Annotated in this window: 22 protein-coding genes; 6 read left to right on the forward strand and 16 right to left on the reverse strand. The window is 37.6% G+C overall.

Translation table 11 applies throughout. The features are described from left to right. Window positions 1-160: 160 nt before the first annotated feature. Window positions 161-1,084: a hypothetical protein gene (locus tag C9914_RS09035; protein ID WP_330404326.1), complete on the reverse strand. Its 924-nt coding sequence runs from the start codon at window positions 1,082-1,084 to the stop codon at window positions 161-163. On the opposite strand from C9914_RS09035, the gene C9914_RS09040 reads away from it, so the two are divergent. Next, window positions 975-1,265, forward strand: a complete 291-nt coding sequence (locus tag C9914_RS09040; protein WP_106764928.1) for a hypothetical protein — start codon at window positions 975-977, stop codon at window positions 1,263-1,265. The two genes, C9914_RS09035 and C9914_RS09040, sit on opposite strands and share 110 nt — an antisense overlap. 478 nt (window positions 1,266-1,743) lie before the next feature. Here C9914_RS09040 and C9914_RS09045 read toward each other — a convergent pair whose 3' ends face one another. The 12 genes from C9914_RS09045 to C9914_RS09100 all read right to left on the reverse strand — a co-directional run bounded on the left by C9914_RS09045 (window position 1,744) and on the right by C9914_RS09100 (window position 11,889). Next, window positions 1,744-2,220: a flavodoxin gene (locus C9914_RS09045; RefSeq protein WP_022264073.1), complete on the reverse strand. Its 477-nt coding sequence runs from the start codon at window positions 2,218-2,220 to the stop codon at window positions 1,744-1,746. 466 nt (window positions 2,221-2,686) lie between these two features. Continuing rightward, the gene (locus tag C9914_RS09050) at window positions 2,687-4,375 is read right to left on the reverse strand and encodes a sulfate adenylyltransferase subunit 1 (RefSeq protein WP_106764930.1); all 1,689 of its coding nucleotides are present in this window, start codon (window positions 4,373-4,375) and stop codon (window positions 2,687-2,689) included. Then, a complete protein-coding gene (gene cysD, locus C9914_RS09055) occupies window positions 4,375-5,274 on the reverse strand; it encodes a sulfate adenylyltransferase subunit CysD (protein WP_106764931.1) in 900 nt (299 codons plus the stop codon). Before cysD ends, C9914_RS09050 begins: the two co-directional genes overlap by 1 nt. Window positions 5,275-5,286: 12 nt before the next feature. Beyond that, on the reverse strand, window positions 5,287-5,601 hold the full coding sequence (locus C9914_RS09060) for a 4Fe-4S dicluster domain-containing protein (RefSeq protein WP_106764932.1): 315 nt from the start codon (window positions 5,599-5,601) through the stop codon (window positions 5,287-5,289). Next, window positions 5,585-7,264 (reverse strand): adenylyl-sulfate reductase subunit alpha, encoded by a 1,680-nt coding sequence (locus tag C9914_RS09065; protein WP_106764934.1) that lies wholly within the window; start codon window positions 7,262-7,264, stop codon window positions 5,585-5,587. Before C9914_RS09065 ends, C9914_RS09060 begins: the two co-directional genes overlap by 17 nt. Window positions 7,265-7,722: 458 nt before the next feature. Continuing rightward, window positions 7,723-8,136 carry a M67 family metallopeptidase gene (locus C9914_RS09070; RefSeq protein WP_106764936.1) on the reverse strand — a complete coding sequence of 138 codons (414 nt, stop codon included), beginning with the start codon at window positions 8,134-8,136 and terminating at the stop codon, window positions 7,723-7,725. Further along, window positions 8,133-8,945: a thiazole biosynthesis adenylyltransferase ThiF gene (thiF, locus tag C9914_RS09075; protein WP_106764938.1), complete on the reverse strand. Its 813-nt coding sequence runs from the start codon at window positions 8,943-8,945 to the stop codon at window positions 8,133-8,135. Before thiF ends, C9914_RS09070 begins: the two co-directional genes overlap by 4 nt. Next, window positions 8,945-9,151 carry a sulfur carrier protein ThiS gene (gene thiS / locus C9914_RS09080; protein ID WP_106764940.1) on the reverse strand — a complete coding sequence of 69 codons (207 nt, stop codon included), beginning with the start codon at window positions 9,149-9,151 and terminating at the stop codon, window positions 8,945-8,947. The genes thiF and thiS overlap by 1 nt, the downstream gene beginning before the upstream one ends. A gap of 15 nt (window positions 9,152-9,166) precedes the next feature. Continuing rightward, window positions 9,167-9,484: a thioredoxin family protein gene (locus C9914_RS09085; RefSeq protein ID WP_106764942.1), complete on the reverse strand. Its 318-nt coding sequence runs from the start codon at window positions 9,482-9,484 to the stop codon at window positions 9,167-9,169. Beyond that, window positions 9,485-9,730 (reverse strand): sulfurtransferase TusA family protein, encoded by a 246-nt coding sequence (locus C9914_RS09090; RefSeq protein ID WP_106764944.1) that lies wholly within the window; start codon window positions 9,728-9,730, stop codon window positions 9,485-9,487. After that, window positions 9,723-10,583 (reverse strand): 4Fe-4S binding protein, encoded by an 861-nt coding sequence (locus tag C9914_RS09095; RefSeq protein WP_106764945.1) that lies wholly within the window; start codon window positions 10,581-10,583, stop codon window positions 9,723-9,725. The genes C9914_RS09090 and C9914_RS09095 overlap by 8 nt, the downstream gene beginning before the upstream one ends. 58 nt (window positions 10,584-10,641) lie before the next feature. Continuing rightward, entirely contained in the window at window positions 10,642-11,889 is a 1,248-nt protein-coding gene (locus C9914_RS09100; RefSeq protein ID WP_106765043.1) for an O-acetylhomoserine aminocarboxypropyltransferase/cysteine synthase family protein, read from the reverse strand. A gap of 251 nt (window positions 11,890-12,140) precedes the next feature. On the opposite strand from C9914_RS09100, the gene C9914_RS09105 reads away from it, so the two are divergent. Then, window positions 12,141-12,593 carry an RrF2 family transcriptional regulator gene (locus C9914_RS09105; protein WP_106764947.1) on the forward strand — a complete coding sequence of 151 codons (453 nt, stop codon included), beginning with the start codon at window positions 12,141-12,143 and terminating at the stop codon, window positions 12,591-12,593. A gap of 557 nt (window positions 12,594-13,150) precedes the next feature. On the opposite strand, the gene C9914_RS09110 is transcribed toward C9914_RS09105, so the two are convergent. The 3 genes from C9914_RS09110 to yfcE form a co-directional block, all read right to left on the reverse strand. Continuing rightward, complete coding sequence (locus C9914_RS09110; protein ID WP_106764948.1) at window positions 13,151-14,296, reverse strand: 3-phosphoglycerate dehydrogenase family protein; 1,146 nt, start codon at window positions 14,294-14,296, stop codon at window positions 13,151-13,153. Between the two features lie 29 nt (window positions 14,297-14,325). After that, window positions 14,326-15,411 carry a 3-phosphoserine/phosphohydroxythreonine transaminase gene (serC, locus tag C9914_RS09115; RefSeq protein WP_106764950.1) on the reverse strand — a complete coding sequence of 362 codons (1,086 nt, stop codon included), beginning with the start codon at window positions 15,409-15,411 and terminating at the stop codon, window positions 14,326-14,328. Window positions 15,412-15,588: 177 nt separating this feature from the next. Continuing rightward, the gene (gene yfcE / locus C9914_RS09120) at window positions 15,589-16,107 is read right to left on the reverse strand and encodes a phosphodiesterase (RefSeq protein WP_106764952.1); all 519 of its coding nucleotides are present in this window, start codon (window positions 16,105-16,107) and stop codon (window positions 15,589-15,591) included. Between the two features lie 607 nt (window positions 16,108-16,714). On the opposite strand from yfcE, the gene metE reads away from it, so the two are divergent. The 4 genes from metE (at window position 16,715) to C9914_RS09140 (ending at window position 23,362) form a co-directional block, all read left to right on the forward strand. Further along, a complete protein-coding gene (metE, locus tag C9914_RS09125; protein WP_106764954.1) occupies window positions 16,715-18,988 on the forward strand; it encodes a 5-methyltetrahydropteroyltriglutamate--homocysteine S-methyltransferase in 2,274 nt (757 codons plus the stop codon). A 471-nt stretch (window positions 18,989-19,459) separates the two neighbouring features. Next, window positions 19,460-20,638: a glycosyltransferase gene (locus C9914_RS09130; protein WP_158707390.1), complete on the forward strand. Its 1,179-nt coding sequence runs from the start codon at window positions 19,460-19,462 to the stop codon at window positions 20,636-20,638. A gap of 203 nt (window positions 20,639-20,841) precedes the next feature. Then, window positions 20,842-21,180, forward strand: a complete 339-nt coding sequence (locus C9914_RS09135) for a DUF6110 family protein (protein ID WP_106764957.1) — start codon at window positions 20,842-20,844, stop codon at window positions 21,178-21,180. An 85-nt stretch (window positions 21,181-21,265) separates the two neighbouring features. Then, complete coding sequence (locus tag C9914_RS09140; RefSeq protein WP_106764959.1) at window positions 21,266-23,362, forward strand: heavy metal translocating P-type ATPase; 2,097 nt, start codon at window positions 21,266-21,268, stop codon at window positions 23,360-23,362. Window positions 23,363-23,500 lie beyond the last annotated feature (138 nt).

Genomic DNA, 23,500 nt, shown 5'->3' on the forward strand with positions numbered 1-23,500 from the left:
TCGAGCGAAACTTTTAAATGTCTTGGGGAAGTGCGTTAGTTAATCGGTAGTTCATTGGAAATTTCTTCGACCGCGTCAACAAACTTCTCTTAAAAGTGTCGAGCGAGACTTGTCGAGCGATTCTGCGTCTTGTCCTGTGCGGTCACGCACCGCCATAATTTTATTTTGCTCTTTTTTTGACAGATATGCTCAACAAAAACAACATTGACAATACAAGAATTGCTATTCCACCAGTAAGATGCGTTGCTGTATTTGGTGTTGCTCTCTCTGAAAAACTATTAAAAACATTACTTACTGGCTTATAGAACAATGTAATTATATATGTGCAAAATCCATTAAGTATGGCGGCAAACACTCTGAAAAGAATAAACAACAGCTTATTCGGCTGTATTTCTGAAAGTATACCCCATATTTGCAAATATACACAAAAGCCACCAAATGCTATAACCGCAGATAAAATATATAGCGGAAATGTCCCTTCTGCTATTACATTACACGCACCAGTAACCTCTAAAATTGATGGCAAAATTATCTTTGAACAACTCAACCCCATAGATGAAAATATTTTTTCTATAAACTGCTCTGCCCCACTTTGCTCTATAATTCCTATAAATGTCTGAAATAATATAACCAAAGCTGACAACGAAATTATTCCTTTTGAGCCATCTGTACACGCCTTTATAAAAGCGTTTTGTTGGCTGATAGTATCTTTTGGCTTGTTTTTCTCTTTAATAGATTTTTCAGGATAGAAAAATCTTGAGATTATTCCTAAGATTAAGCCTGATATAAGTTGGGATACAAGTAGAATTATTCCAAGCTTTGTATTGCCTAAGAGAACTGTTCCTACTGCTGTTATCAAAAAAGCTGGTCCTGCACCGACGCAAAAAAGCGACATTCGCCTTGCTTGATTCAAAGAGATTTGCTTTGTTTCATACATTCCTGCTATGCCTCTTGCGCCAACAGGAAAACCTCCTATGAAACTCATTATTACAGTAGGTGCTGTTGAACCATCAAGTCGGAACAGAAATCTCATTATTGGAGAAAACATTTCTCCAAGTATTGACGATACCCCAGAACGAACTATATACGATGACAATACCATAAATGGAAACAAAGATGGTACTAAAAGTTCAAGGCAATATTCAAGTCCCTTTTTTGCACCTTCAGATGCACCTTTCGGAAAGATTGTAAGCAAAGTACAGAATAATAAAATCATTGCAATTTTTACTATCATGGGAATTAATTTTTTTAACTTCAGAGAATAAAACATATAAATCACCAAAACTTTTTTAATATAATCATATGCTTTGTTTGCTGATTAAATAACTTTTTATTCTCTAAAAGAATTATTCGTACAAAGTTTACCAGAAGTCGTCAAATTTTACAACTTTTAACACAAATCGAAATTTTTCGCTATAATATTAAGTGGATGGTTTATTGCAAACATCTATCCATCATTTTTAATCACCATTTAAAGCAAAGGCACCGCAAAAACAATGCGATGCCTTTATCTTTTTATATAGGTTATATAGGCAAATCGGTATTTGCTCATGACTTTACTATTTTATCATAGATTCTTACTATTACTATATAATATCCGATATAAAATATTAACATAATGTCCAGCAATACATGCTGTGGGTCAAATTCTCTGCACATTTTATCATTCTACCTACTTTTTGTTTCTATGGACATTGTGGGGGTCGTCATCAATGATAAAAATTCAATACACTATTTAATCTCTTAACGGATACTATCTGCCCACTTCTTGAGTTCTATTTCATCAGCATTTTCTTCAAAACGCTTGCCTTCTTTTAGAATTGCTCCCTTGCAAGATGGTGCAAGCTCTGAGTTTGTCTTTCCCATACGGCTTGAGCCTGAGGTTGCGAAAGGTATAATTGTTTTGCCTGTTAAATCGTATTGCTCAAGAAATGTATTTATAATTGTAGGGGCGACATACCACCATATCGGAAATCCTACATAAATAGTATCATAATCTGCGATATTATCAAGCTTCTCAGCAACAGCAGGTCTGAAGCTCTTATCGCTCATTTCTACACTTGAACGGCTTTTTTTATTTGTCCAGTCAAGGTCTGCGGTGGTATATGGTTTTTCGGGCTTTATCTCGAAAATATCAGCATCTACTGCATCAGCAAGTCTTTTTGCCAATTTTGCAGTTACACCACTTGCCGAAAAATACGCTACTAACTTTTTACTCATTTTAGATTCCTCCATATTATTTTATAGACTTTCCCAAGACAATTAAAAGTTTCGCTCGAGCCTTTTCAAAGGCTCGCAGTTTCCAAAGGCAGAGCCTTTGGTCGCTCTCCGCAGAGAGCGAAACACTTTTGGGCGAAGCCCAACATTTGTTTTTTCTTAGGCGGCGGACTTCGTCCGCCGCTCAATACTTTAATTAGCAACATTAGTCATTAAGTGCGAACTTCGTTCGCACTTAGAAAGCAAAGAATGTTAAGGGCTTTGCCCTTAAAACCCACGAGGGACTCCGTCCCTCGACCCTGCAAGCTTTTGAAAAAGCTTGAGCAAAACTTTTGAGCGTCTTTAGAAAGTTTGCTAACTAATCGGCAGTTTAGTTCTCCGCTTGGAAAACTAATTAGCTATATTATATACTTTTTAAATAAAAAAGTAAACAGCCTTAGTCTATTTTTGACTTAGGCTGTTAATAAATTTAGGCTTTAATTATAATCTTACGATAAGTATTGAACTTAATCCACTTAGCAAAGAATTGTGGGTCGTTGCTATCTGCAAGAGAATTATATTCTTTAAGGAAGTCTTGTACAGCTTCGTTATTATCTGCGACAACCTCAAAGCCTCGTCCATTTATGACAGGGAAACCGCTATATTCATACTCGCTTGCAGGAATAATAGCTGTAATCTTCTTATCTCTTACGCTGATAGCTACTTGGTCACGAAGTACGATTATATCAAAGCTATCTGGATAATGGTAGCTTTCACCGTCAACAGGAATTTCATCACCGACTGTATAGGTGTTTCTTACTGGCTGATACTTCAAAACATTAAGGCTTGATGTATCATAGTAGAATTCCTCGAATATATCGCCTCTTGCTTCAACATCTCCAAGCTTAAATGATGCCTTTGCTGAGCCTGAAACTGCCTTTTGACTGACATCTTCAATAACACCGCAAGCTGATGTCATATTGGTAACTCTATCAATGAGAATAATTTCTCCGAGTGTTTTATGTGCTGAGAAAAGGTCTGCAACAATAGCTTCTGTGAGGAGAATTTCGCAAACAGCTATACCATTCTTTTCGAGAGTTTCTGTCTTGATATGCTCGCCTGTATTTACATTAACTGCATAATCAATGGCAGTAATAATGCCAGAAATAGTCTTTGTGCCAAGCTTGACAAGATAATCCTTGCCAATAACGAGTGGTTCATCGTCCATCCAAAGAAGTGAGACCTTGAGCTTTTTATATACTGCAATATCAGCATTCTTTGAAAGCACGCAGCCTCTTGAAACATCAACCTCTTTATCTAAGGTTATTGTTACTGGCTGACCTTTATGTGCTGATTTTACCTCTTTATCTGTAACGAAAACACTCTTGACATTTGCTTTTTCGTTGCTTGGTAATGCGACAATCTCATCGCCTACGCTGATACTTCCTGCTTCAATTTGCCCTTGAAAACCTCTGAATGTATGGTCTGGACGGCAGACTCTCTGAACTGGCATATAGAAACCTTTTTCCTCGTCTGAGGAGGATATATCGACAGTTTCGAGATACTCCAAAAGCGGAACTCCGTCATACCACTTGATATTTTCGGACTTGGTGGTGACATTATCGCCCTCTGTTGCTGACAAAGGAATAATCTTTACATTATCAAGTTTAAGTTCTTCTTTAAGCTCATCAATCTGCTTTACGATTTCATCAAAGCGTTCCTTGCTATAACCGACTAAATCCATCTTATTTATAGCAAAGACAAAGTAACGAATACCCATAAGTTTGCAGATTCTTGCGTGACGCCTTGTCTGAACAAGAACGCCTTGTGAAGCGTCAACAAGAATAACAGCTAAATCTGCAAAGGACGCACCGACTGCCATATTTCTTGTATATTCTTCATGACCTGGTGTATCGGCAACTATAAAGCTTCTGTTATCTGTTGTAAAATAGCGATAGGCAACATCTATTGTAATGCCCTGCTCACGCTCTGCCATAAGTCCATCAAGGAGAAGTGAATAATCTATTGCACCGTTTCGGCTGCCAACCTTACTATCAAGTTCAAGAGCTTTTTCTTGGTCGGCATAAATCAACTTTGCATCATATAATATATGTCCGATAAGTGTTGATTTTCCGTCATCAACACTTCCGCAGGTTATAAATTTGAGTAATCCTTTCATTAGAAATAGCCCTCCCTTTTTCTACGCTCCATACTTCCTGCCGCCTCATTGTCGATAACTCTTGATGTACGCTCTGAGGATACTGAGCTTAGAGTTTCATCAATGATTTCATCGAGTGTAGTTGCGGTGGATTCTATACCACCTGTAAGCGGATAGCAACCAAGTGTTCTGAAACGAACTGACTTCATCTGCGGAACTTCTCCCTCTTTGAGTGGGAAACGGTCATCATCAACCATTATGATGTTGCCGTCACGCTCTACAACAGGGCGTTCAGCTGCAAAATAAAGAGGAACTATATCTATATTCTCACGCTTGATATATTGCCATATATCTTTTTCTGTCCAGTTTGAGATTGGGAAAACTCTTATGCTCTCTCCCTTTTTAATCTTTGTGTTATAAAGCTTCCACATTTCAGGACGCTGATTTTTTGGGTCCCATGCCTGAGCTTCATTTCGGAAAGAGAAAATTCTTTCCTTTGCTCTTGACTTTTCCTCGTCACGCCTACCACCACCGAATGCCGCTGTAAAGCCATATTTGGTGAGTGCCTGCTTGAGAGCCTGAGTTTTCATAATATCAGTATAAGCTGCTCCGTGGTCAAATGGATTTATTCCTTGCTTAACTCCATCTTCGTTTGTATAGACTATCATTTCTATACCGAGTTTTTTGGCTGTTTCATCACGGAATTTAATCATATCCTTAAACTTCCATGTTGTATCTATGTGCATAAAAGGAAAAGGAGGTTTTTCGGGATAAAACGCTTTCATAGCAAGATGAAGCATTACAGAGCTATCTTTTCCTATTGAATAAAGCATTACTGGCTTTTCACATTCGGCAGCTACTTCTCTGATGATGTATATAGCTTCTGCTTCGAGTTCGTCAAGATGTGAAAGTTCACTCATTTTCTTCTCTCCTTAATACTTATTTGATTCCCTTTGGTTTATATCTATCTTAATGGTATCGCCATGAGGTTTTTCTATTATCCAGCTTAGAATATCTCCGCTCTTTTCGGTATGAACCATACTGCCCATACCACCTATATCCGCACCGAGATAGAAATTTATTGCGTGTACAGGACATTCTTTAATGCAAGAGGTACAGCCCCAGCAATCCTTTGGATACTTGATATATGCCTTACCGCTCTCATCTATTTTGATAAGACTTCCGGGACAGACATTTTGGCATCTTCCACAACCAACACATTTTTGTTTGTTAATTGCTATGCTCATAACTCTTACCTCCCGGTACTAAATCACGAAGGATTATTTTTATTTCGCCGTTTTCAAGGCGTGAATTTACATATTTGTTGAAGTTCTTATCGTCCTTATTTGGATAATCGAGATTTTCTGCAAAGCTATGCCAACGGGTTTCTTTTCTTGCTTTGAGATGTGCTATAACACTTCTGCAAACTGTAAGTCTTTCACGAAGTTCATAGATATACATAAGCTCCTGAAAATCTTCTGCGTAAAGCGAATTTGAAAGCTCTGTGAGCTGTTTAATTTTATAGTCTGCAATATCAAGCTGTTTCTCATTAAAACGATAATTTGTTTTAATACCGCCTGCATAGGAATCCATAACGCTCTGCATAGCTTCTTCAAGCTGTTCTGTTGTAAAGCGGGAATCCTTTTTGGTAAGAAAGCTTTCAACCTCTGAAATGTGGCTATCTATATTACTGCTCTCGATAGGTGAAATACCATTTTCTGAAACATATTCAACTGCGGAAAGGGCTGCAATCTCACCCTCTGCCAAAGCACCTGTTACATATTTCTGCGGAGCACCTCCGGCAACATCACCACCTGCAAACAAACCATTGATTGTGGTTGCTCTCTTTGTGTCAACCCAATAGCCACTTGCTGTATGACCGCCTACTATGTAAGGCTCTGTACCCTCGATTTCAACATTCTGCTGAGATGGATTCTTTCCGCTCTCTATCCACTTTATAGTCTGTGAAGGAGCCATATTCAAATATGCTTTGAGCAAGGATTCGTCTTGTTCGGGCGTAATACCCTCTGTTCTGAGATAGCAAGGACCTCTGCCCTCTTGATTTTCATTAACTGTGCCGTAAACTCTCTCTGAAGTGGTTAAGCCATATTTTGTTTCGTAAACTTCTCCAAGTGAATTTACTTGTTTAGCACCGACACCCTGGGCAAGAGTACCTGTCGGGGCAATCGTATCTTTACATCTTAAAGCTATAAAACGCATTTCAAAAGTGGTCATCTCTGCACCAGCTTTTATTCCCATTGCATAGCCTGCACCTGTGTTGAATGGCGGATACCACATTTTATGGCGTGAAAATCCCGGATTATTTGGCTTATAAAGTCCCGCCGCACCACCTGTGGCAATTATTACTGCCTTAGCCTCGATAGTATAGAATGTATCATCATCTATGCCTATTCCAAAAGCACCTTGGATTCTGTTATCTTTTACGGCAAAGTCGATTATATTTACTCTGTTGAGAATAGTTGTATTTGGCAAGGCTTCTACTGCTTTAGCAAGTATAGGCTTTATATTTTCACCGTTGATTTTAAGGTTGCGGTTTCCTCGTGTTACATACTTGCCATTTTCGTCCTTGAGAATTACAAGTCCGAGCTGTTCAAGCCTATGTGTAACGGAATTAAGTCTTTCGGACATTGTAAGTAGCAAATCTTCTCTTACTATGCCATCTGCATCGTGCTTTGCGTAATCAACATAATCCTGAGGAGTTTTGCCCTCTGTGATATACGCATTAAGAGCGTTTACACCAGCCGCAAGGCAACCACTTCTCTTTATGTGTGCCTTTTCGCAGATTATAACTTTTTTATCAGAATTTTCGGATATTGTCAAAGCCGCATAGCAGCCTGCTGTTCCGCCACCTATAATCAGAATATCTGTTGTAAGCTTTTCTGTCTTCATATTGCTTCCCTCATTTTTTGAAACTACCGCACTTTCCCAAGAACCTTAAAAGTTTCGCTTGAGCCTTTTTTCTTTTGTTAACAACATTAGTTATTAAGTGCGGACTTTGTCCGCACTTAGAGTGCAAAGAATGTTAAGGGCGTTGCCCTTAAAACCTACCAAAGGCTCTGCCTTTGGAAACCGCAAGCCTTTAAAAAAGGCTTGACCTAAACTTTGAGTATCCTTAGGAAATCTGTTAGCTAATCGGCAGTTAATTGGTAATTTCTTAGACCGCGTCAACAAACTTCCATTACGAATGTCGAGGTTTTGCTTGCAAAACCGATTCCGCGTCTTGGGTGCGGCGGCTCGCCGCTTAAGGGCGTTGCCCTTAAAACCTATGAGGGACTCCGTCCCTCAACCCTGCAAGCCTTTAAAAAGGCTTGAGCGAAACTTTTGAGTGTCTTATGGAAGGTTTATTCTTAATCCTCTATTATGAGTTCTTCTTTTTCTGCGGTATCTCCAGTGATTTTGAATGAATTTAATACAGGCTCGGCTCTATTCATAAGAGATAAAATCATATAGCTTGCTTTGCTGTCATAGGCAAGTCTTTTATCCTCTTCCGAGGGTCTTGATGGCGACTCTGGGTGAGAATGCCAGTTGCCAAGAGGTGCGTAACCTTTACTTCTCATATCCTTGATTGTGGCAAGCTGTTCTTTCGGGTCAAGTGTAAAATGCTCATTGGAATGGTCTATATTTGTGAGAAGATAGACTTCCTTTATTGTCTTATCACCGTTTTCAACTATACCTGCAATCAGACCGCAAGCCTCATTTGGAAGTTCTTTTTCTGCGTGTGCAAGAATTTTTTCATAATCTGATTTTGATAACTTAATCATAAATGTACACCGTCACATTCCGCCTGTTCGTAGTCGATAAGTTTTGTGATAGTCGGGTGCTTGCCACAAATTGGGCAATTATCTGTATTGCTTGGAAGCTTAACCTTTCTGAACTCCATTTTAAGAGCATCATATGTAAGGAGATAGCCTGTAAGCAAATCGCCCTGACCAAGAATATACTTGATAGCTTCCATTGCCTGAAGACTTCCGATAATTCCACCCATTGCACCAATAACTCCTGCTTGCTTACAAGTGGGAACAGCGTCCTTTGGAGGTGGATTTCTGAATACACATCTATAACAAGGACCTTTTCCTGGAACATAAGTCATAAGCTGTCCCTGAAAACGAATGATTCCTGCGTGTGAGAATGGTTTCTTTGCCATTACGCAAGCATCATTGATAAGGAATTTTGCTGGGAAGTTATCTGTGCCATCAATAACGAAATCGTAGTCCTTAATCAAATCAAGGATATTTTCACTTGTAACAAAGGTATGATATGTAATAACCTTAACATCAGGGTTGATTTTTTCCATAGTTTTCTTTGCGGATTCAACCTTTGGAGTTCCAACATCTTTTGTTGTGTGAATAACCTGACGCTGAAGATTTGATAAATCTACATCATCTGCATCGGCGATACCAATAGTTCCAACACCTGCTGCTGCAAGATATAGAGCAACCGGTGAACCTAAACCGCCTGCACCAATGATGAGAACCTTAGCATTGAGGAGCTTTTTCTGTCCTTTTGCTCCAACTTCTTTTAATATAATGTGTCTTGAATAACGCTCAAGCTGTTCGTTTGTGAAAGCCATTACTGACCACCTCCCATAAAATAAAGAAACTCTACAACATCGCCGTCTTTGAAAGTTGTGCTTTCAAATGCACCGCTCTCGACAAATTCATCGTTGATTGTAACTGTGACATATTCTGGGGTTTCTACCTTTTCATCTATAACGAGCTGTGCAACTGTAAGATTATCTGCAACCTCTTTGTTTACGCCTGCTACTGTGATTTTCATAATTATCTCTCCTGCTTACTTTAATTTTTCTATCTCATCAACTATTTCTGACTTCTTGACAGCACCTCTGAGTCTTAACTGCTCTTGACCGTCCTTAAAGAAAATAATTGTTGGTGATGCCTGAACTTCGTATTTTTCCATAAGAACTGAATCAAAGTTTATGTTTACCTTGACAACCTTTAAGCTATCACCGTATTCTTTTTCAAGCTCCGAAAGGACTGGTGACAATCTTTTGCAAGGAATACAGCTATCTGAATAGAAGTCTGTTAAAACAAGCTTATCTGAATTAAGAACTTCCTGCTCAAAATTTTCTGTATTAACACGAACTGCCATTTAATCACCAACCTTTTTTACGATAAGATTATAAGTGCCGTCCTCATTATCTATGAGTTTCAGAATCTGATGTCCCTCTTCCTTAATGCTTCTAGGAACATTCTGAACTGGTTCGCCGTCATTCATCTTGACTGACAAAATCTGTCCGTCATCAATCTCCTCTAAGGCAACCTTTGCTTTTACAAAGGTTGTAGGGCAAACTACATCTGTAATATCTACGGTATCATCAATAATAAAATCAGCCATTGTATGCCTCCAAAATCTTTTCTTCAAATTTTTCTTTTCCTACTCGGTCTATTGTAAATTTGAAACGCTCGCTTAGCTTTGCATTATCCGCAAAAAACTTTATAGCAGCATCACAAATTCTCATAAGCTTTTCTTTGTCCTCAATAAATGGGATTATTGTTTCGCCCTTGTTTATTGAATTACCAAACAAGCCACCAAAGGAAACTATATATCCATGAACTGTATCCCACGCATCTGTTGGGCAAGCCTTGAAGCATCTTCCGCAGAAATTACACTTGTTCTTGTCAACAGTGATTTTGCCGTCTTTAAGAGTGATTGCATTCTGTCGGCAAGCTTTTACACATACGCCACAACCGATACAATCGCTTTCTCTCCAATCGACCTTTATTCCGCCCTTGATTCCTAAGTCGTTTTCTTCGGATTTAAGGCAGTTATTCTGACAGCCTGTTATGCCGAACTTAAACTTATGTGGAAGCTCCATTGCGAAATATCTATCATCAAGCTCCTTTGCAAGAGCATATGTATCAATACAGCCACTTGGACATACTGCTTGTCCCTGACAGGCAGTTATTGTACGAACTCTCGGTCCGCAGACGCCAGGCTCTACATCACCCGCTGCAAGTGTATTCTTAACTTCTTCTATATCATCTAACTTAATAAATGGAATTTCTACGCTCTGTCTTGATGTGAGATGTACATAACCATCTCCGTATTTATCAGAAACTTCTGCAATTTTTGCAAGCTGCTTAGCTGTAAGATTTCCTCCGACAACTCTCAACCTAAGAGAAAAATTATTTTTTTGTTTTTGACGCATAAATCCGCCTTTTTTAAGAGTTGCATAATCGACTGCCATTTGTTACTCCTCCTTGCAAGGAATTCTCTCCCTTGACCTAAACTTTATTTATAAAATGTTAAGAATTATAGCTGGAAGCATTCATCTTATTTATTGCTTGCTCGAAGTCTTCTATCAAGTCTTTTATATCCTCTATACCAACGCTTACTCGAATACTATCTTCATAAACGCCTGCGGATTGCTTCTGAGCTTCTGTACTATGAGCATATATCGTGCTTGATGGGTGAATAACAAGAGTTCTTACATCACCTATATTAGTAGCGTTTATTGAGTATTTAAGGTTATTGATAAGATTAAAGGCTCTCTCTTTGCTACCTGCACGAATTGTTAAGATTGCTCCACCTTTTCCATTAAACATTCGCTTTGCAAGCGGATAATATGGTGAGCTTTCAAGGGCTGGGTAATTAACTTCAACTCCATCTGCTGTGCTTAGATATTTAGCAAGCTTCAGTGCGTTATCACAAATACGCTCCATTCGTAAACCGAGAGTTTCAAGACCAACGGAATTAAGGAATGCGTTGAATGGTGAAAGACAACAACCAACATTTCTCCATATTCCGTTTCTTAGCTTTGCGAGATAAGCAAATTTTCCATACTTCTTATATTCAGCCATTCCCTTATACTTATCAGTATCCCATTTAAAATTGCCACTGTCAACTATTATTCCGCTTATGGAATTTCCTCCGCCATTTATATACTTTGATGAGGAATGAATTACTATATCTGCTCCGAAATCTATCGGTCGGATAAGATAGAAAGTAGCTGTTGTGCTATCTATTATAAGCGGAATATTATATTTATGAACCAGCTCTGAAACCTCTTTTATATCGACAATATCAAGCTTTGGATTTCCTATAAGTTCTGTAAAAACTGCCTTTGTTTTATTATTTATAAGAGGTTCTATGCTTTCGGCTGAAATATGCTCTACGAACTTAGTTGTAATTCCGAAAGCTTTCAGGTCTGAGAACAAATCTATCGTTCCTCCGAAAAGCCCTGAACCTGCTATAATCTCATCGCCAGCTTCTAATATATTTAAAAGTGACATTGTAACAGCCGCCATACCTGATGAACAGGCAATCGCCCCTATTCCATTTTCGATAGAAGCAACTCGGCTCTCGAAAGATGAAACTGTCGGATTACTTATTCTTGTGTATGCAAAACCAGTGGCTTTATTATTAAAGACTTTTTCGAGCTGTTCAGCAGATTCCTGCGAGAAAGCACTTACCTGATAAATCGGAGTAAGTGTAGCTCCTGTCTTTTTATCAATTTCAAATCCTCGGTGCAATAAAGCTGTATTGAACTCCATAATATCACCAACCCTTTTCAACAAACCTTGAAGTGCTTCCAATTATAACCTACTTAACATATAATTTCAATAGGTATTATAAGATTTTAGCGTTTTACATAATTTTAATTTTTATAGAAGGCTATTTTTTACATTTCTTACAATGTCTATTTATTTAGTATATATTGATTTTCCAGAAATTCTGTGATAACCTATTATTAATATATGTTTCGTATGTAATTAGATGAGATTTTATAAGGAGCGTGTTCTTTTTGAAAGTACCAATGAAAGTTCAATTAGGTATTATGGCTATGATAGATATTGCCACAAATTCACAAGGCGGACGAGTTGTTACCACAACAAGTATTTCTAAGCGTCAGAATATTTCCCCGAAGTATCTTGAACAGATACTCCCTGCTCTAAGACTTGCTATGCTTATAAGAAGTCAGAAAGGTTCTAACGGTGGATATATCATAACAAAACCATGTAATCAAATTACCTTAAAGGATATTATAAATGCACTTGACCCTAATATTCTTTCTGATGTTTATTTTGATACTAATAACAAAAATTCAACTATGATAGATACTATAAATGATGATTTATGGAATAATATGACTTCATATTTGCAGAACTATACGGAGAAAATTACGCTTAAAGATATTTGTGATGATTACCGCCAAAGACTTGATAACCAAGAGGCTCAGTTTATGTATTATATTTGACAAGCTTCTCTAAGACAATTAAAGTTTAGGTCAAGGCGGAGTGCCTCCGCGGTCAAGACGCGGAATCGCTCGGCTCTGCCTCGCTCGTGGTTAATTAGATAAGATTGTTACCGCGGTCGATGAAACTACCGAGCGGGCGAACACAGTTCGCCCCTACGATTAGCTGACAGATTTTTCTAAGACAACTGAAAATTTAGGTCAAGCCTTTTTAAAGGCTTGCGGTTTCCAAAGGCGGAGCCTTTGGTGGGTTTTAAGGGCAACGCCCTTAACATTCTTTGCACTCTAAGTGCGGACAAAGTCCGCACTTAATAACTAATGTTGCTAACAAAAGAAAAAAGCGGCGGATAAAATCCGCCGCTCAGGAGTAAAGAATGTTGGGCTTCGCCCAAAAGTGTTTCGCTCTCTGCGGAGAGCGACAAGGGCGTTGCCCTTGACCTACGAGCCTTTAAAAAGGCTCGAGCGAAACTTTTAAGGTTCTTGGGAAAGTAAGTAAACTAAGAAAAAAACAGCCCAAGGATAATTTCCTTGAGCTGTTTTATTATGCTTATTTAAATCAATTACTTGATTACTCTTACCTTGATAACGCCATCAATAGCTTCAATAGCAGCTACATCAAAATCGCCTGTTACATCAAGTATTGTGTATGCGTATTCTTTTCTTGACTTGCTCTGCATATTCTCAATGTTAGCACCTGCAAGAGCAGTTGTTACTGCACTAATCATATTTGGAACATTCTTGTGAATAACACAAATTCTTGTACCTGTGCCACGAACCATAGAAACCGCTGGAAGTGTTACAGAATTCTTGATATTACCATTCTCGAGGTAGTCCTTAATCTCATCAGCAGCCATCTTTGCACAATTATCCTCTGATTCAGGTGTAGACGCACCGAGGTGAGGTGTTACGATTACATTCTCAACATCGAGAAGCTCTGGTGCTGCAAAGTCTGTTATATACTTTGCAATCTTGCCATCAGCAACTGCTGTAAGAACTGCTTCGTTATCAGCTAAATCTCCACGAGCAAAGTTGAGAATACGAACACCGTCTTTCATCTTTGCAATATTTTCCTTGCCGATTACGCCCTTTGTTTCTGGTGTGAGCGGAACATGAAGTGTGATATAATCGCTATTCTCGAAAATATCATTAAGAGAAACAACATGCTTAACCTTTGGTGAAAGTCCCCATGCTGCATCAACAGAAATGAATGGGTCATAGCCAAGAACATTCATTCCAAGTGAAACTGCTGCATTAGCAACAAGAATACCAATAGCACCAAGACCGATTACGCCAAGTGTCTTACCCTTTATTTCAGGACCGACAAACTGGCTCTTGCCTTTTTCTACGAGCTTTGCTGCATCTGCATTATCCTTGAGAGTCTTTGCCCACTCGATACCCTCAACAATCTTTCTTGAGCTGAGGAACAATGCTGAAAGAACAAGCTCCTTAACAGCATTTGCATTAGCACCAGGTGTATTGAAAACTACGATACCCTGCTCTGTGCATTTATCAAGAGGAATATTGTTGACACCTGCACCTGCTCTTGCGATTGCAAGAAGGCTTGAAGGAAGTTCCATATCATGCATAGATGCTGAACGAACGAGAACTGCATCAGGATTTTCAACAGAATCTGCAACATTGTAATTATCGCCAAGACGGGAAAGTCCTGCCTTAGAGATTTTATTAAGTGTAAGAATATTATACATTAAAATCAACCCTCTAATGTTATTTGTAATTAGGCGTTCTTAGCCTCGAACTCTGCCATAAACTTAACAAGAGCTTCTACACCCTCATATGGCATTGCATTATAGATAGAAGCACGCATACCGCCAACTGTTCTATGTCCCTTGATGTTGACAAGACCTTGCTCTGTTGCTTCCTTAACGAACTTAGCATCAAGCTCATCACTGCCTGTAACGAATGGTACATTCATAAGTGAACGGTCTTCAGGAACAACTGTGCCTCTGAACATCTTAGAGTTATCGAGGAAGTTATAAAGCAATGCTGCTTTCTTCTCGTTAAGCTTCTGCATATTCTCAAGACCGCCGATTTCGTTCTTAATCCACTCAAGAACAAGCTTTGCAATGTAGATTGTATAGCAAGGTGGTGTATTGAACATAGAGCCGTTATCTGCGTGTGTCTTATAGTCGAGCATTGTAGGAGTGATGTCACGAGCGTGACCAATAAGGTCCTCACGAATGATTACTACTGTAAGACCAGCAGGAGCCATGTTCTTCTGAGCACCTGCATAAACCATACCAAACTTAGAAATATCAAGTGGTGTGGAAAGAATGCAAGAAGAAATATCAGCAACAAGTGGTACATTTCCTGTTTCAGGGATTTCGTGATAAACTGTACCATAGATTGTATTATTCATACAAATATAGAAATAGTCAGCATCCTTTGTGAATGTTGATGGGTCGAGCTTAGGAATATATGAGAAAGTCTTATCCTTAGAGGAAGCAACTACATTAGCTTCACCATAGCGTGCAGCCTCTTTATAAGCCTTTGTTGCCCATTGACCTGTAAGAACATAATCAGCCTTGCCTGAACCATTCATAAGGTTGAGAGGAATAGCAGCGAACTGTGTTGATGCACCGCCCTGGAGGAAGAGAACCTTATAGTTATCAGGAATGTTCATAACCTCACGAAGAAGGCTCTCAGCACCCTCGATAATTGTACCGTAAATCTTTGAACGGTGGCTCATCTCCATAACGGATTGACCGCTGCCCTCATAGTCCAGCATTTCTGCTGCTGCCTTTTTAAGAACTGATTCGGGAAGCATAGAAGGGCCTGCCGAAAAATTGTATACTCTGCTCATTATATTTAGCCTCCAATAAATTTGCGGTTTTTCCGCATAATATTATGATAAGTACTTCTTTAATTATAGTGCTTATAAATCGCCTTGTCAATATAAAGACTCCTAAAAAATCCGCATAAATTGACAGTGTTTCTTGCATATTATGCAGATTATGTTGCAAAAAGAATTATATTTACATCAATCACACAGATTTTTTAATGTAAATTTGCCGTTCTCATAAATCATATAGCTATGATTACTTCCGTTTTTTGGAATGGAAACTGAGCCTGGATTTACATAATAAAATTCTCCAAAAGCTTCATTTGCAGGAATATGCGTGTGTCCATTCAAAAGAATATCTCCGCTTTTAAGCATTGGTGAATTTTGTGGGTTAAATTTATGTCCATGTGTAGCATAAATAGTTTTATTTCCGTCATAAATTATTGCATATTCTGCCATAATCGGAAAATCTAAAACCATTTGGTCAACCTCTGTATCACAGTTTCCACGAACGCATATTATCTCGTTTTTCAGAGAATTAAGAATCAATATAACGCCTTTTGGATTATATCCGAGTGGTAAATCATTTCGTGGTCCATGATATAGTAAATCGCCAAGAAGTAACAGTTTATCCGCACTCTCTTCACGATATTTTTCAGCCATAATTTTACAGTAATGTTCTGAGCCATGAATATCTGATGCTATAAAAATCTTCATTTTAACACTCCTAACAAAAGCATTTATTACATAATACTCTCTACTTCTATTTTTTGTCAAGTTTAATGCGGCGAGCGGCGAGCCGCCGCTCCCAAGACGCGGAATCGCTCGACAAGTCTCGCTCGTAGTGAGCAAAGGAAGTTAATTAACGCGGTCGAAAAAATTACCAAACGGGCGAACACAGTTCGCCCCTACGATTAGTTGACAGATTTTTCTAAGACAATTGAAAGTTTTGCTCAAGCTTTTTCAAAAGCTTGCAGGGTTGAGGGACGGAGTCCCTCATGGGTTTTTAAGGGCAAAGCGGCGAGCCGCCGTTCCCAAGACGCGGAATCGCTCGACAAGTCTCGCTCGCAGTCGATTAGGGAAATCTGTTGCCGCGGTCGATAAAATTTACCAATGAACTACCGATTAGCTAATACACTTTTCTAAGACAATTAAAGTTTAGGTCAAGCCTTTAAAAAGGCTCGAGCGAAACTTTTAATTTATTTTTTGATATAGTTTTAAGCTATATCAAAGCGATAATTTTTGATATTTTACAATTTCTTTTTGTGATAGTAAAATCAGTAGTAAGATTAAATTATATTTATGTCAAAAGGAGAAATGATATATGCTTACATCTATAATCGGATTTCCGAGAGTTGGTACTCTCAGAGAACTTAAATTCGCAACAGAAAAATATTTCAGAGGCGAAATTTCAGCTTGCGAACTTCAACAAACAGCTAAAAATATCAGGCAAACTCAATGGGCTACTCTGAAAAACAGCGGTCTTGATTTTATTCCATCAAATGATTTTTCGTTCTACGATTGCACACTTGATACAGCTGTACTTTTTAATATTATTCCTGAACGCTATAAGAAGCTTAATATCTCCGAGCTTGATACTTATTTTGCAATGGCAAGAGGTTATCAGGGCGAAAACGGCGATGTTAAGGCTTTAGCTATGAAAAAATGGTTCAACACAAATTATCATTATATGGTTCCTGAAATTGAAGATACAACAGAAATTAAGCTTGCTGGCACAAAGCCTTTTGAACAATTTAATGAAGCTAAGGCTCTCGGAGTTAAGACAAAGCCTGTTATCGTAGGTGCATTTACTTTATTAAAGTTAATCAGATATACTGGCTCAAAGCAAGCTGAGGATTTCTGCGATGATATTATCAAGGCTTATTCTGATTTACTTGCTGAATTTTCAAAGCTTGATGCAGAATGGGTACAGTTTGATGAGCCTTATCTTGTACACGATTTAAATAAGGAAGATATTGCACTCTTTAACAAGCTATACAATGGAATTATAAGTAATAAAAAATCTATAAAGCTTTTACTTCAAACTTATTTCGGTGATGTTCGTGATATTTATAATCAGCTTACTGCTTTTGATTTTGATGGCATAGGTCTTGACTTCATCGAGGGCAAGAAAACTCTTGAACTTATCGAGAAAAATGGTTTTCCAGAAGATAAGCTTTTATTTGCAGGCGTTGTGAATGGCAAGAATATTTGGAAAAACAATTATAAGAAAACACTTGCACTTCTTTCTGAACTTAAAACAAAGGGTATAAACACTGTTATAAGCAGCTCCTGTTCCCTACTCCATGTTCCTTATACACTTAAAAATGAAACTAAGCTTTCTGCTGAATATACAAGCCATTTCTCCTTTGCAGAAGAAAAGCTTATTGAGCTTGCTGAACTTAAATTTCTTACAGATACGGATAATTTTGAAAATGAAACCGCATATATTGCTAACTGCAAGCTTTTTGAAAACAGAACTAATTGCTATGATGACGCTGTTCAAAAAAGAGTTGCTGGCATTCAGGAAAAGGATTTTACAAGACTTCCTGAATTTAACGAAAGAGAAAAAATTCAGAAAAAGGAATTTGAACTTCCTATTCTTCCTACAACTACAATAGGTTCTTTCCCTCAGACTTCTGATGTTAAAGCAAACCGTTCCTCTTTCAAGAAGGGAAATATCTCCGAAAAAGAATATAATGAGTTTAACCGCAAAAAGATTGCCGAGTGCATTTCTTTGCAAGAGGAAATCGGACTTGATGTACTCGTTCATGGTGAATTTGAAAGAAATGATATGGTTGAATATTTCGGAGAACAGCTTAACGGCTATCTCTTTACTGAAAAAGCCTGGGTACAGTCATACGGTACACGCTGTGTAAAACCACCTATTATCTGGGGCGATGTTTCTCGTTCTAAGCCAATGACGGTTGAATGGTCTGTTTATGCACAAAGCCTTACAGATAAGCTTGTAAAGGGTATGCTTACTGGCCCTGTTACTATACTTAACTGGTCTTTCCCTCGTGAAGATATATCTATTAAGGAAAGCACTTATCAAATTGCCCTCGCAATTCGTGATGAGGTCTTGGACTTAGAGGCAAACGGAATAAAGGTAATTCAAATAGATGAAGCTGCCCTTCGTGAAAAGCTTCCTTTGCGTAAATCTGACTGGTACTGCGAATACCTCGATTGGGCTATTCCAGCTTTCAGACTTGTTCATAGTGGTGTAAAGGCTGAAACTCAAATTCATACACATATGTGTTATAGCGAATTTACTGATATTATTCCTGCAATAGACCAAATGGACGCTGATGTTATCACCTTTGAGGCATCTCGTTCTGATTTGCTTATACTCGATTCTCTCAAGAAAAATAACTTCAAGACAGAAGTCGGACCAGGTGTTTATGATATTCATTCTCCAAGAGTTCCATCTGTTGAAGAAATTGAAAATGCTATTACAAAAATGCTTGAAAAAATCAGTATTGATAAGCTTTGGGTAAATCCTGACTGTGGTCTTAAAACAAGAGGCGAAACCGAAACAACTGCAAGCCTTAAAAATCTGGTTACCGCAACAAAAAATCTTAGAAATAAGATTAAATAATTAAATTTAAACAGCTAACAAAAATGAGTTCGGAATTTTACCGAGCTCATTTTCCATATTGACAGACTTCTCTAAGAAATTTAAAGCTTAATTCAAGCCTTTGCACAAAATCTGCAACCATTATATTTTCTTCATTAATCTCTATAACTCAACTAACCATTGCATAATTCTCCTGAATTTTTATGAATATAAACACATTATAACATAGTTCAAATTTTGTGCAGTTATTTTTGTTTCCAATTTTTATATTGATTATATATAAATCTAAAAATAAAAAATATTTTATTTATATTGAATATTCTTTGTTCGTCAAAAATAACAACAATTCTGCTTTTCTCTAATAATACTTGAAAAAAGCTATCTCTATGCTATAATTATATTAAGTATGAATTTTTTTAATTGTTAAGCTATAATAAATTTGTTTTATAAAGATTTTAATAAATTACTAAATTTTAGGAATAGGTGATTTTTGTGAAAATTGCAATTTTCAGCGAAATATATTTACCATATCTCAGCGGAATATCAAGCTTTATAAGTGTTCTTAGAAAAAGCCTTATCTCACTCGGGCATGAGGTTCTCGTCATCACTTCATCTACTGATGTTTCTTCAACAACATTTGAGGACGGTATACTTCGCTGTCCTGCTAAATCTGCAAATAATAAATATGGTATGTCACTGAAAAATTCAAACAATCAGACAATGCTTAAAAAAATCCTTGAATTCAACCCTGATATTATTCATATAAATACCGACACCGCAATGGGGAAGCTTGGTCTTTCTATTGCTCACAGGCTTGGTATACCTACTGTATATTCTATTCAGGATTATTATGAGGATCGATTTTTCTACGAAAATTCAAAAATTAAACTTAAAATTGGAACTATGGTAGAAAAAAGCCGTCTTCTTGATATGATTGATAATTGCGATGTTATTACTGCATCAAGTGGCCGTGCTCATGAATACCTTGCTTCTTCGGGCAGAAAGGATAAGCATATTAGAGTTATTCCTTCTGATACAGATATAAGTTCTTTTAATTATCAAAATATTACACCTGAAAGTATTCAAAAACTTCGTAAAAAATATAATATCTCGCCTGATACTACACTTGCAATGTTTGCTGGAAGACTTGATACTGATAAGAGCGTTGAATATCTCTTGCAAGAATGGGCTCAGTTCATAAGTGTAAGCGATAATATGCACCTTATGATTGTTGGTGATGGAACAGAAATAGATTCATTAAAGGATTGGACAAAATATCTGAAAATTGAAAGTCAAGTTACATTTACAGGAGAAATTCCACATTCACTTATGCCTGAATATTATGCCGCAAGTAATGTATATGTAAGTGCCGCAACAACAGGCTTAATGTCTATGTCTGTGCTTGAGGCAATAGCTTGTGGTTTGCCTGTACTTTTGAAGCGTGACAAGTATACGCAAGAATTCGTTAAGGAGGGCGTAAACGGTTTCACCTATGAAAAGGCTTCTGAATTTGGTGATAGAATGAAACAGCTTTCTTCTCTTGATATTGACGGAAGGAGAATTATCAAGAATGTTGTAAGGCGTTCAAGAAATGATATTCCAAGTGACAATATGGCAAAGCAATTCATAGCCGCTTATGAATCGGCTATGAAGAAAAAAGCTAAACGCTGATTTTATATTCATTTTTTACATACAACAATAAAAAATTATTTAATTTTTAAAAACTTTTTACAAAACCTTGAATATTGTCGAAATTTGTGATATTATATTTATACACAGAATTTTGATTATGATTACAACAATTTTATTGTTAGTATCATATTTTATTCAGACTTTTATATGCGAATATAATAAATTAATAGGAGGTTTCGATTATGAAATTCGCTAAATTAGGTCTTTTTGCTGCTGGTGTTCTATTCGGAACTGCTGGCATCAAGCTTTTAAGCAGCAAGGACGCAAAGAAAGCATACACACATACAACTGCTGCTATTCTTCGTGCTAAGGAAAGCGTTATGACAACAGTTACTACTATTAAGGAAAATGCTGATGATATTCTTGCAGATGCTAAGGAAATCAACGAACAGCGTGCTGCAAAAGAAGAATCTATCGAAGATGTTGCTTCTGAAGATGTATTTTCTGATGAATCAACAGAAAATAACGAGGACGCTCCTGCTGAGGCTACTGCTGAAACAGAAACAAAAGTTGAAGAATAATTTTCAATAATTTTTATGTACCTATTGCATAATTTAAAAGAGCCGTTCTTTTGTCGGCTCTTTCTTTTTATCTGGAGGCAAAATAATGAAATGTAAAATATTGCATGAATCTCGTGGCCGTATTCGTGTGCATCTTATGTGCAACCACATGACACTTCACGACGCCGATATTTTGGAATATTATATGCGCAATATTGATGGTGTTACAAGTGTTAAGGTATACGACCGAACCCAAGACGCAATTATAATCTATAAAACTGAGCGTAAAAATATTATTCGTGCTTTAGCGAAATTTTCTTTTAAAGCTAAAGAAGCTATTGAACTTGTTCCTGAACATACATCAAGACAACTTCACAGAGATTTTGAAGATAGGCTTATTTTTACTACCGTATCTCATATAGCGACAAAGCTTTTTCTACCAGTGCCAATAAGAACCGCTCTCACACTCTTCCGCTCTATTAAGTATATTAGAAAAGGCTTGAAAGCTTTACTGAGTCGCAAACTTTCAGTTTCGGTTCTTGACGCAACAGCCGTTTCTGTTTCAATTATACGAGGAGATTTCAGCACCGCTTCTTCTGTAATGTTTATGCTTAATCTTGGCGAAATATTGGAAGACTGGACACATAAAAAGTCTGTTGCTGACCTTGCAAGTACAATGTCACTGAATGTTGATAAGGTATGGCTCAAAACTGATACTTGTGAAGTGCTTGTTCCTATTGGAGATATACAGGCAGGAGATAAGATTGTTGTAAGAACAGGAAATATGATTCCGCTTGATGGCAAGGTTGTAAGTGGAGAAACTACTGTTAATCAGTCATCTATGACAGGTGAATCTTTACCAGTTGTTAAAACAGTAGGTAGCTATGTTTATGCCGGAACTGTTGCTGAGGAAGGCGAATGTGTAATCTGCGTAGATAAAGCTTCCGGTAGCGGTAAGTATGACAGAATCGTTCGTATGATTGAGGAATCTGAAAAGCTTAAATCCGTAGCCGAAGATAAGGCATCTTCTCTTGCAGACAAGCTTGTTCCATATATGCTCGGAGGAACTATTCTAACTTATCTACTCACAAGAAATGTCACAAAAGCTATGGCTGTTCTTATGGTTGATTTTTCTTGTGCATTAAAGCTTGCGATGCCTATTGCGGTATTATCTGCAATGCGTGAAAGTAACGATTACAACATTTCTGTAAAGGGCGGACGCTTTCTTGAAGCTGTTGCAAACGCTAATACTGTTGTTTTTGATAAGACAGGTACTCTTACCTATGCTACTCCAAAGGTTGCAGAAATAGTTACCTTTGGTAATCATACTGAAAACGAAATGCTCCGTCTTGCAGCTTGTCTTGAAGAACATTATCCTCATTCTATGGCGAACGCTGTTGTTGATGAGGCTAAAAAGCGTGGTCTTTCACACGAGGAATATCACTCTGAAGTTAAGTATGTTGTTGCACACGGAATCTCAAGTGCTGTAAATAATAAGAAAGTTATTATAGGCAGTTATCATTTTGTATTTGAGGACGAGGGCTGTTCTATTCCTGAGGGTGATGAAGAAAAATTCCATTCACTTTCTCCGGAATACTCTCACCTCTATCTTTGCATTTCGGGTGAACTTGCTGCGGTAATCTGCATATATGACCCACTCCGTTCAGAGGCAAAGGACGCTATTGCAGCTTTACACAAGTGTGGTATATCTAAGGTCGTAATGATGACAGGTGACAACAAAAAGACTGCCAAAGCAGTTGCTAAGATTGTTGGCGTAGATGAATATTATGCCGAAGTTCTACCAGAGGATAAAGCTGATTTCATAAGAAGTGAAAAAGCAAAAGGTCGAAAGGTTATTATGATTGGTGATGGCGTTAATGATTCTCCAGCACTTTCTGAGGCTGATGCAGGTATCGCTATAAATACTGGTGCAGCTATTGCCAAGGAAATTGCCGATATAACTATCGCTTCCGAAAATCTCTTTGAAATTGTTACTTTGAGAAAACTAAGTGAAGCTCTTATGGCAAGAATACACAGAAACTATCGCTTTATCGTTTCATTTAATCTTATGCTGATTATTCTCGGTGTAAGCGGCGTAATTCTTCCGACAACATCTGCTCTATTTCACAATATGTCAACATTGGGAATTAGTTTAAAGAGTATGACCAATCTACTCGAAGAAAAAGATTTTGAGGAAGAATAATTCTTTATAAACTTATATAAACAGCTCACAAACCTATTTAGAATGGTTTGTGAGCTGTTTTATTTTGTTCGGAATTATTTACAACATAAGTAAATAATAATATAATAATGATTTTTTCATCTGCTAACAACAAAAGAA

Source organism: Pseudoruminococcus massiliensis (genome assembly GCF_900291955.1).
Lineage (GTDB): Bacteria > Bacillota > Clostridia > Oscillospirales > Acutalibacteraceae > Pseudoruminococcus > Pseudoruminococcus massiliensis.

Bases quoted from the DNA above. Each gene is read 5' to 3' on its own strand.
- C9914_RS09040 (WP_106764928.1), top strand. From the start codon at position 975: ATGAAACTCATTATTACAGTAGGTGCTGTTGAACCATCAAGTCGGAAC.
- C9914_RS09045 (WP_022264073.1), bottom strand. From the start codon at position 2,220: ATGAGTAAAAAGTTAGTAGCGTATTTTTCGGCAAGTGGTGTAACTGCA.
- C9914_RS09050 (WP_106764930.1), bottom strand. From the start codon at position 4,375: ATGAAAGGATTACTCAAATTTATAACCTGCGGAAGTGTTGATGACGGA.
- cysD (WP_106764931.1), bottom strand. From the start codon at position 5,274: ATGAGTGAACTTTCACATCTTGACGAACTCGAAGCAGAAGCTATATAC.
- C9914_RS09060 (WP_106764932.1), bottom strand. From the start codon at position 5,601: ATGAGCATAGCAATTAACAAACAAAAATGTGTTGGTTGTGGAAGATGC.
- C9914_RS09065 (WP_106764934.1), bottom strand. From the start codon at position 7,264: ATGAAGACAGAAAAGCTTACAACAGATATTCTGATTATAGGTGGCGGA.
- C9914_RS09070 (WP_106764936.1), bottom strand. From the start codon at position 8,136: ATGATTAAGTTATCAAAATCAGATTATGAAAAAATTCTTGCACACGCA.
- thiF (WP_106764938.1), bottom strand. From the start codon at position 8,945: ATGGCTTTCACAAACGAACAGCTTGAGCGTTATTCAAGACACATTATA.
- thiS (WP_106764940.1), bottom strand. From the start codon at position 9,151: ATGAAAATCACAGTAGCAGGCGTAAACAAAGAGGTTGCAGATAATCTT.
- C9914_RS09085 (WP_106764942.1), bottom strand. From the start codon at position 9,484: ATGGCAGTTCGTGTTAATACAGAAAATTTTGAGCAGGAAGTTCTTAAT.
- C9914_RS09090 (WP_106764944.1), bottom strand. From the start codon at position 9,730: ATGGCTGATTTTATTATTGATGATACCGTAGATATTACAGATGTAGTT.
- C9914_RS09095 (WP_106764945.1), bottom strand. From the start codon at position 10,583: ATGGCAGTCGATTATGCAACTCTTAAAAAAGGCGGATTTATGCGTCAA.
- C9914_RS09100 (WP_106765043.1), bottom strand. From the start codon at position 11,889: ATGGAGTTCAATACAGCTTTATTGCACCGAGGATTTGAAATTGATAAA.
- C9914_RS09110 (WP_106764948.1), bottom strand. From the start codon at position 14,296: ATGTATAATATTCTTACACTTAATAAAATCTCTAAGGCAGGACTTTCC.
- serC (WP_106764950.1), bottom strand. From the start codon at position 15,411: ATGAGCAGAGTATACAATTTTTCGGCAGGCCCTTCTATGCTTCCCGAA.
- yfcE (WP_106764952.1), bottom strand. From the start codon at position 16,107: ATGAAGATTTTTATAGCATCAGATATTCATGGCTCAGAACATTACTGT.
- metE (WP_106764954.1), top strand. From the start codon at position 16,715: ATGCTTACATCTATAATCGGATTTCCGAGAGTTGGTACTCTCAGAGAA.
- C9914_RS09135 (WP_106764957.1), top strand. From the start codon at position 20,842: ATGAAATTCGCTAAATTAGGTCTTTTTGCTGCTGGTGTTCTATTCGGA.
- C9914_RS09140 (WP_106764959.1), top strand. From the start codon at position 21,266: ATGAAATGTAAAATATTGCATGAATCTCGTGGCCGTATTCGTGTGCAT.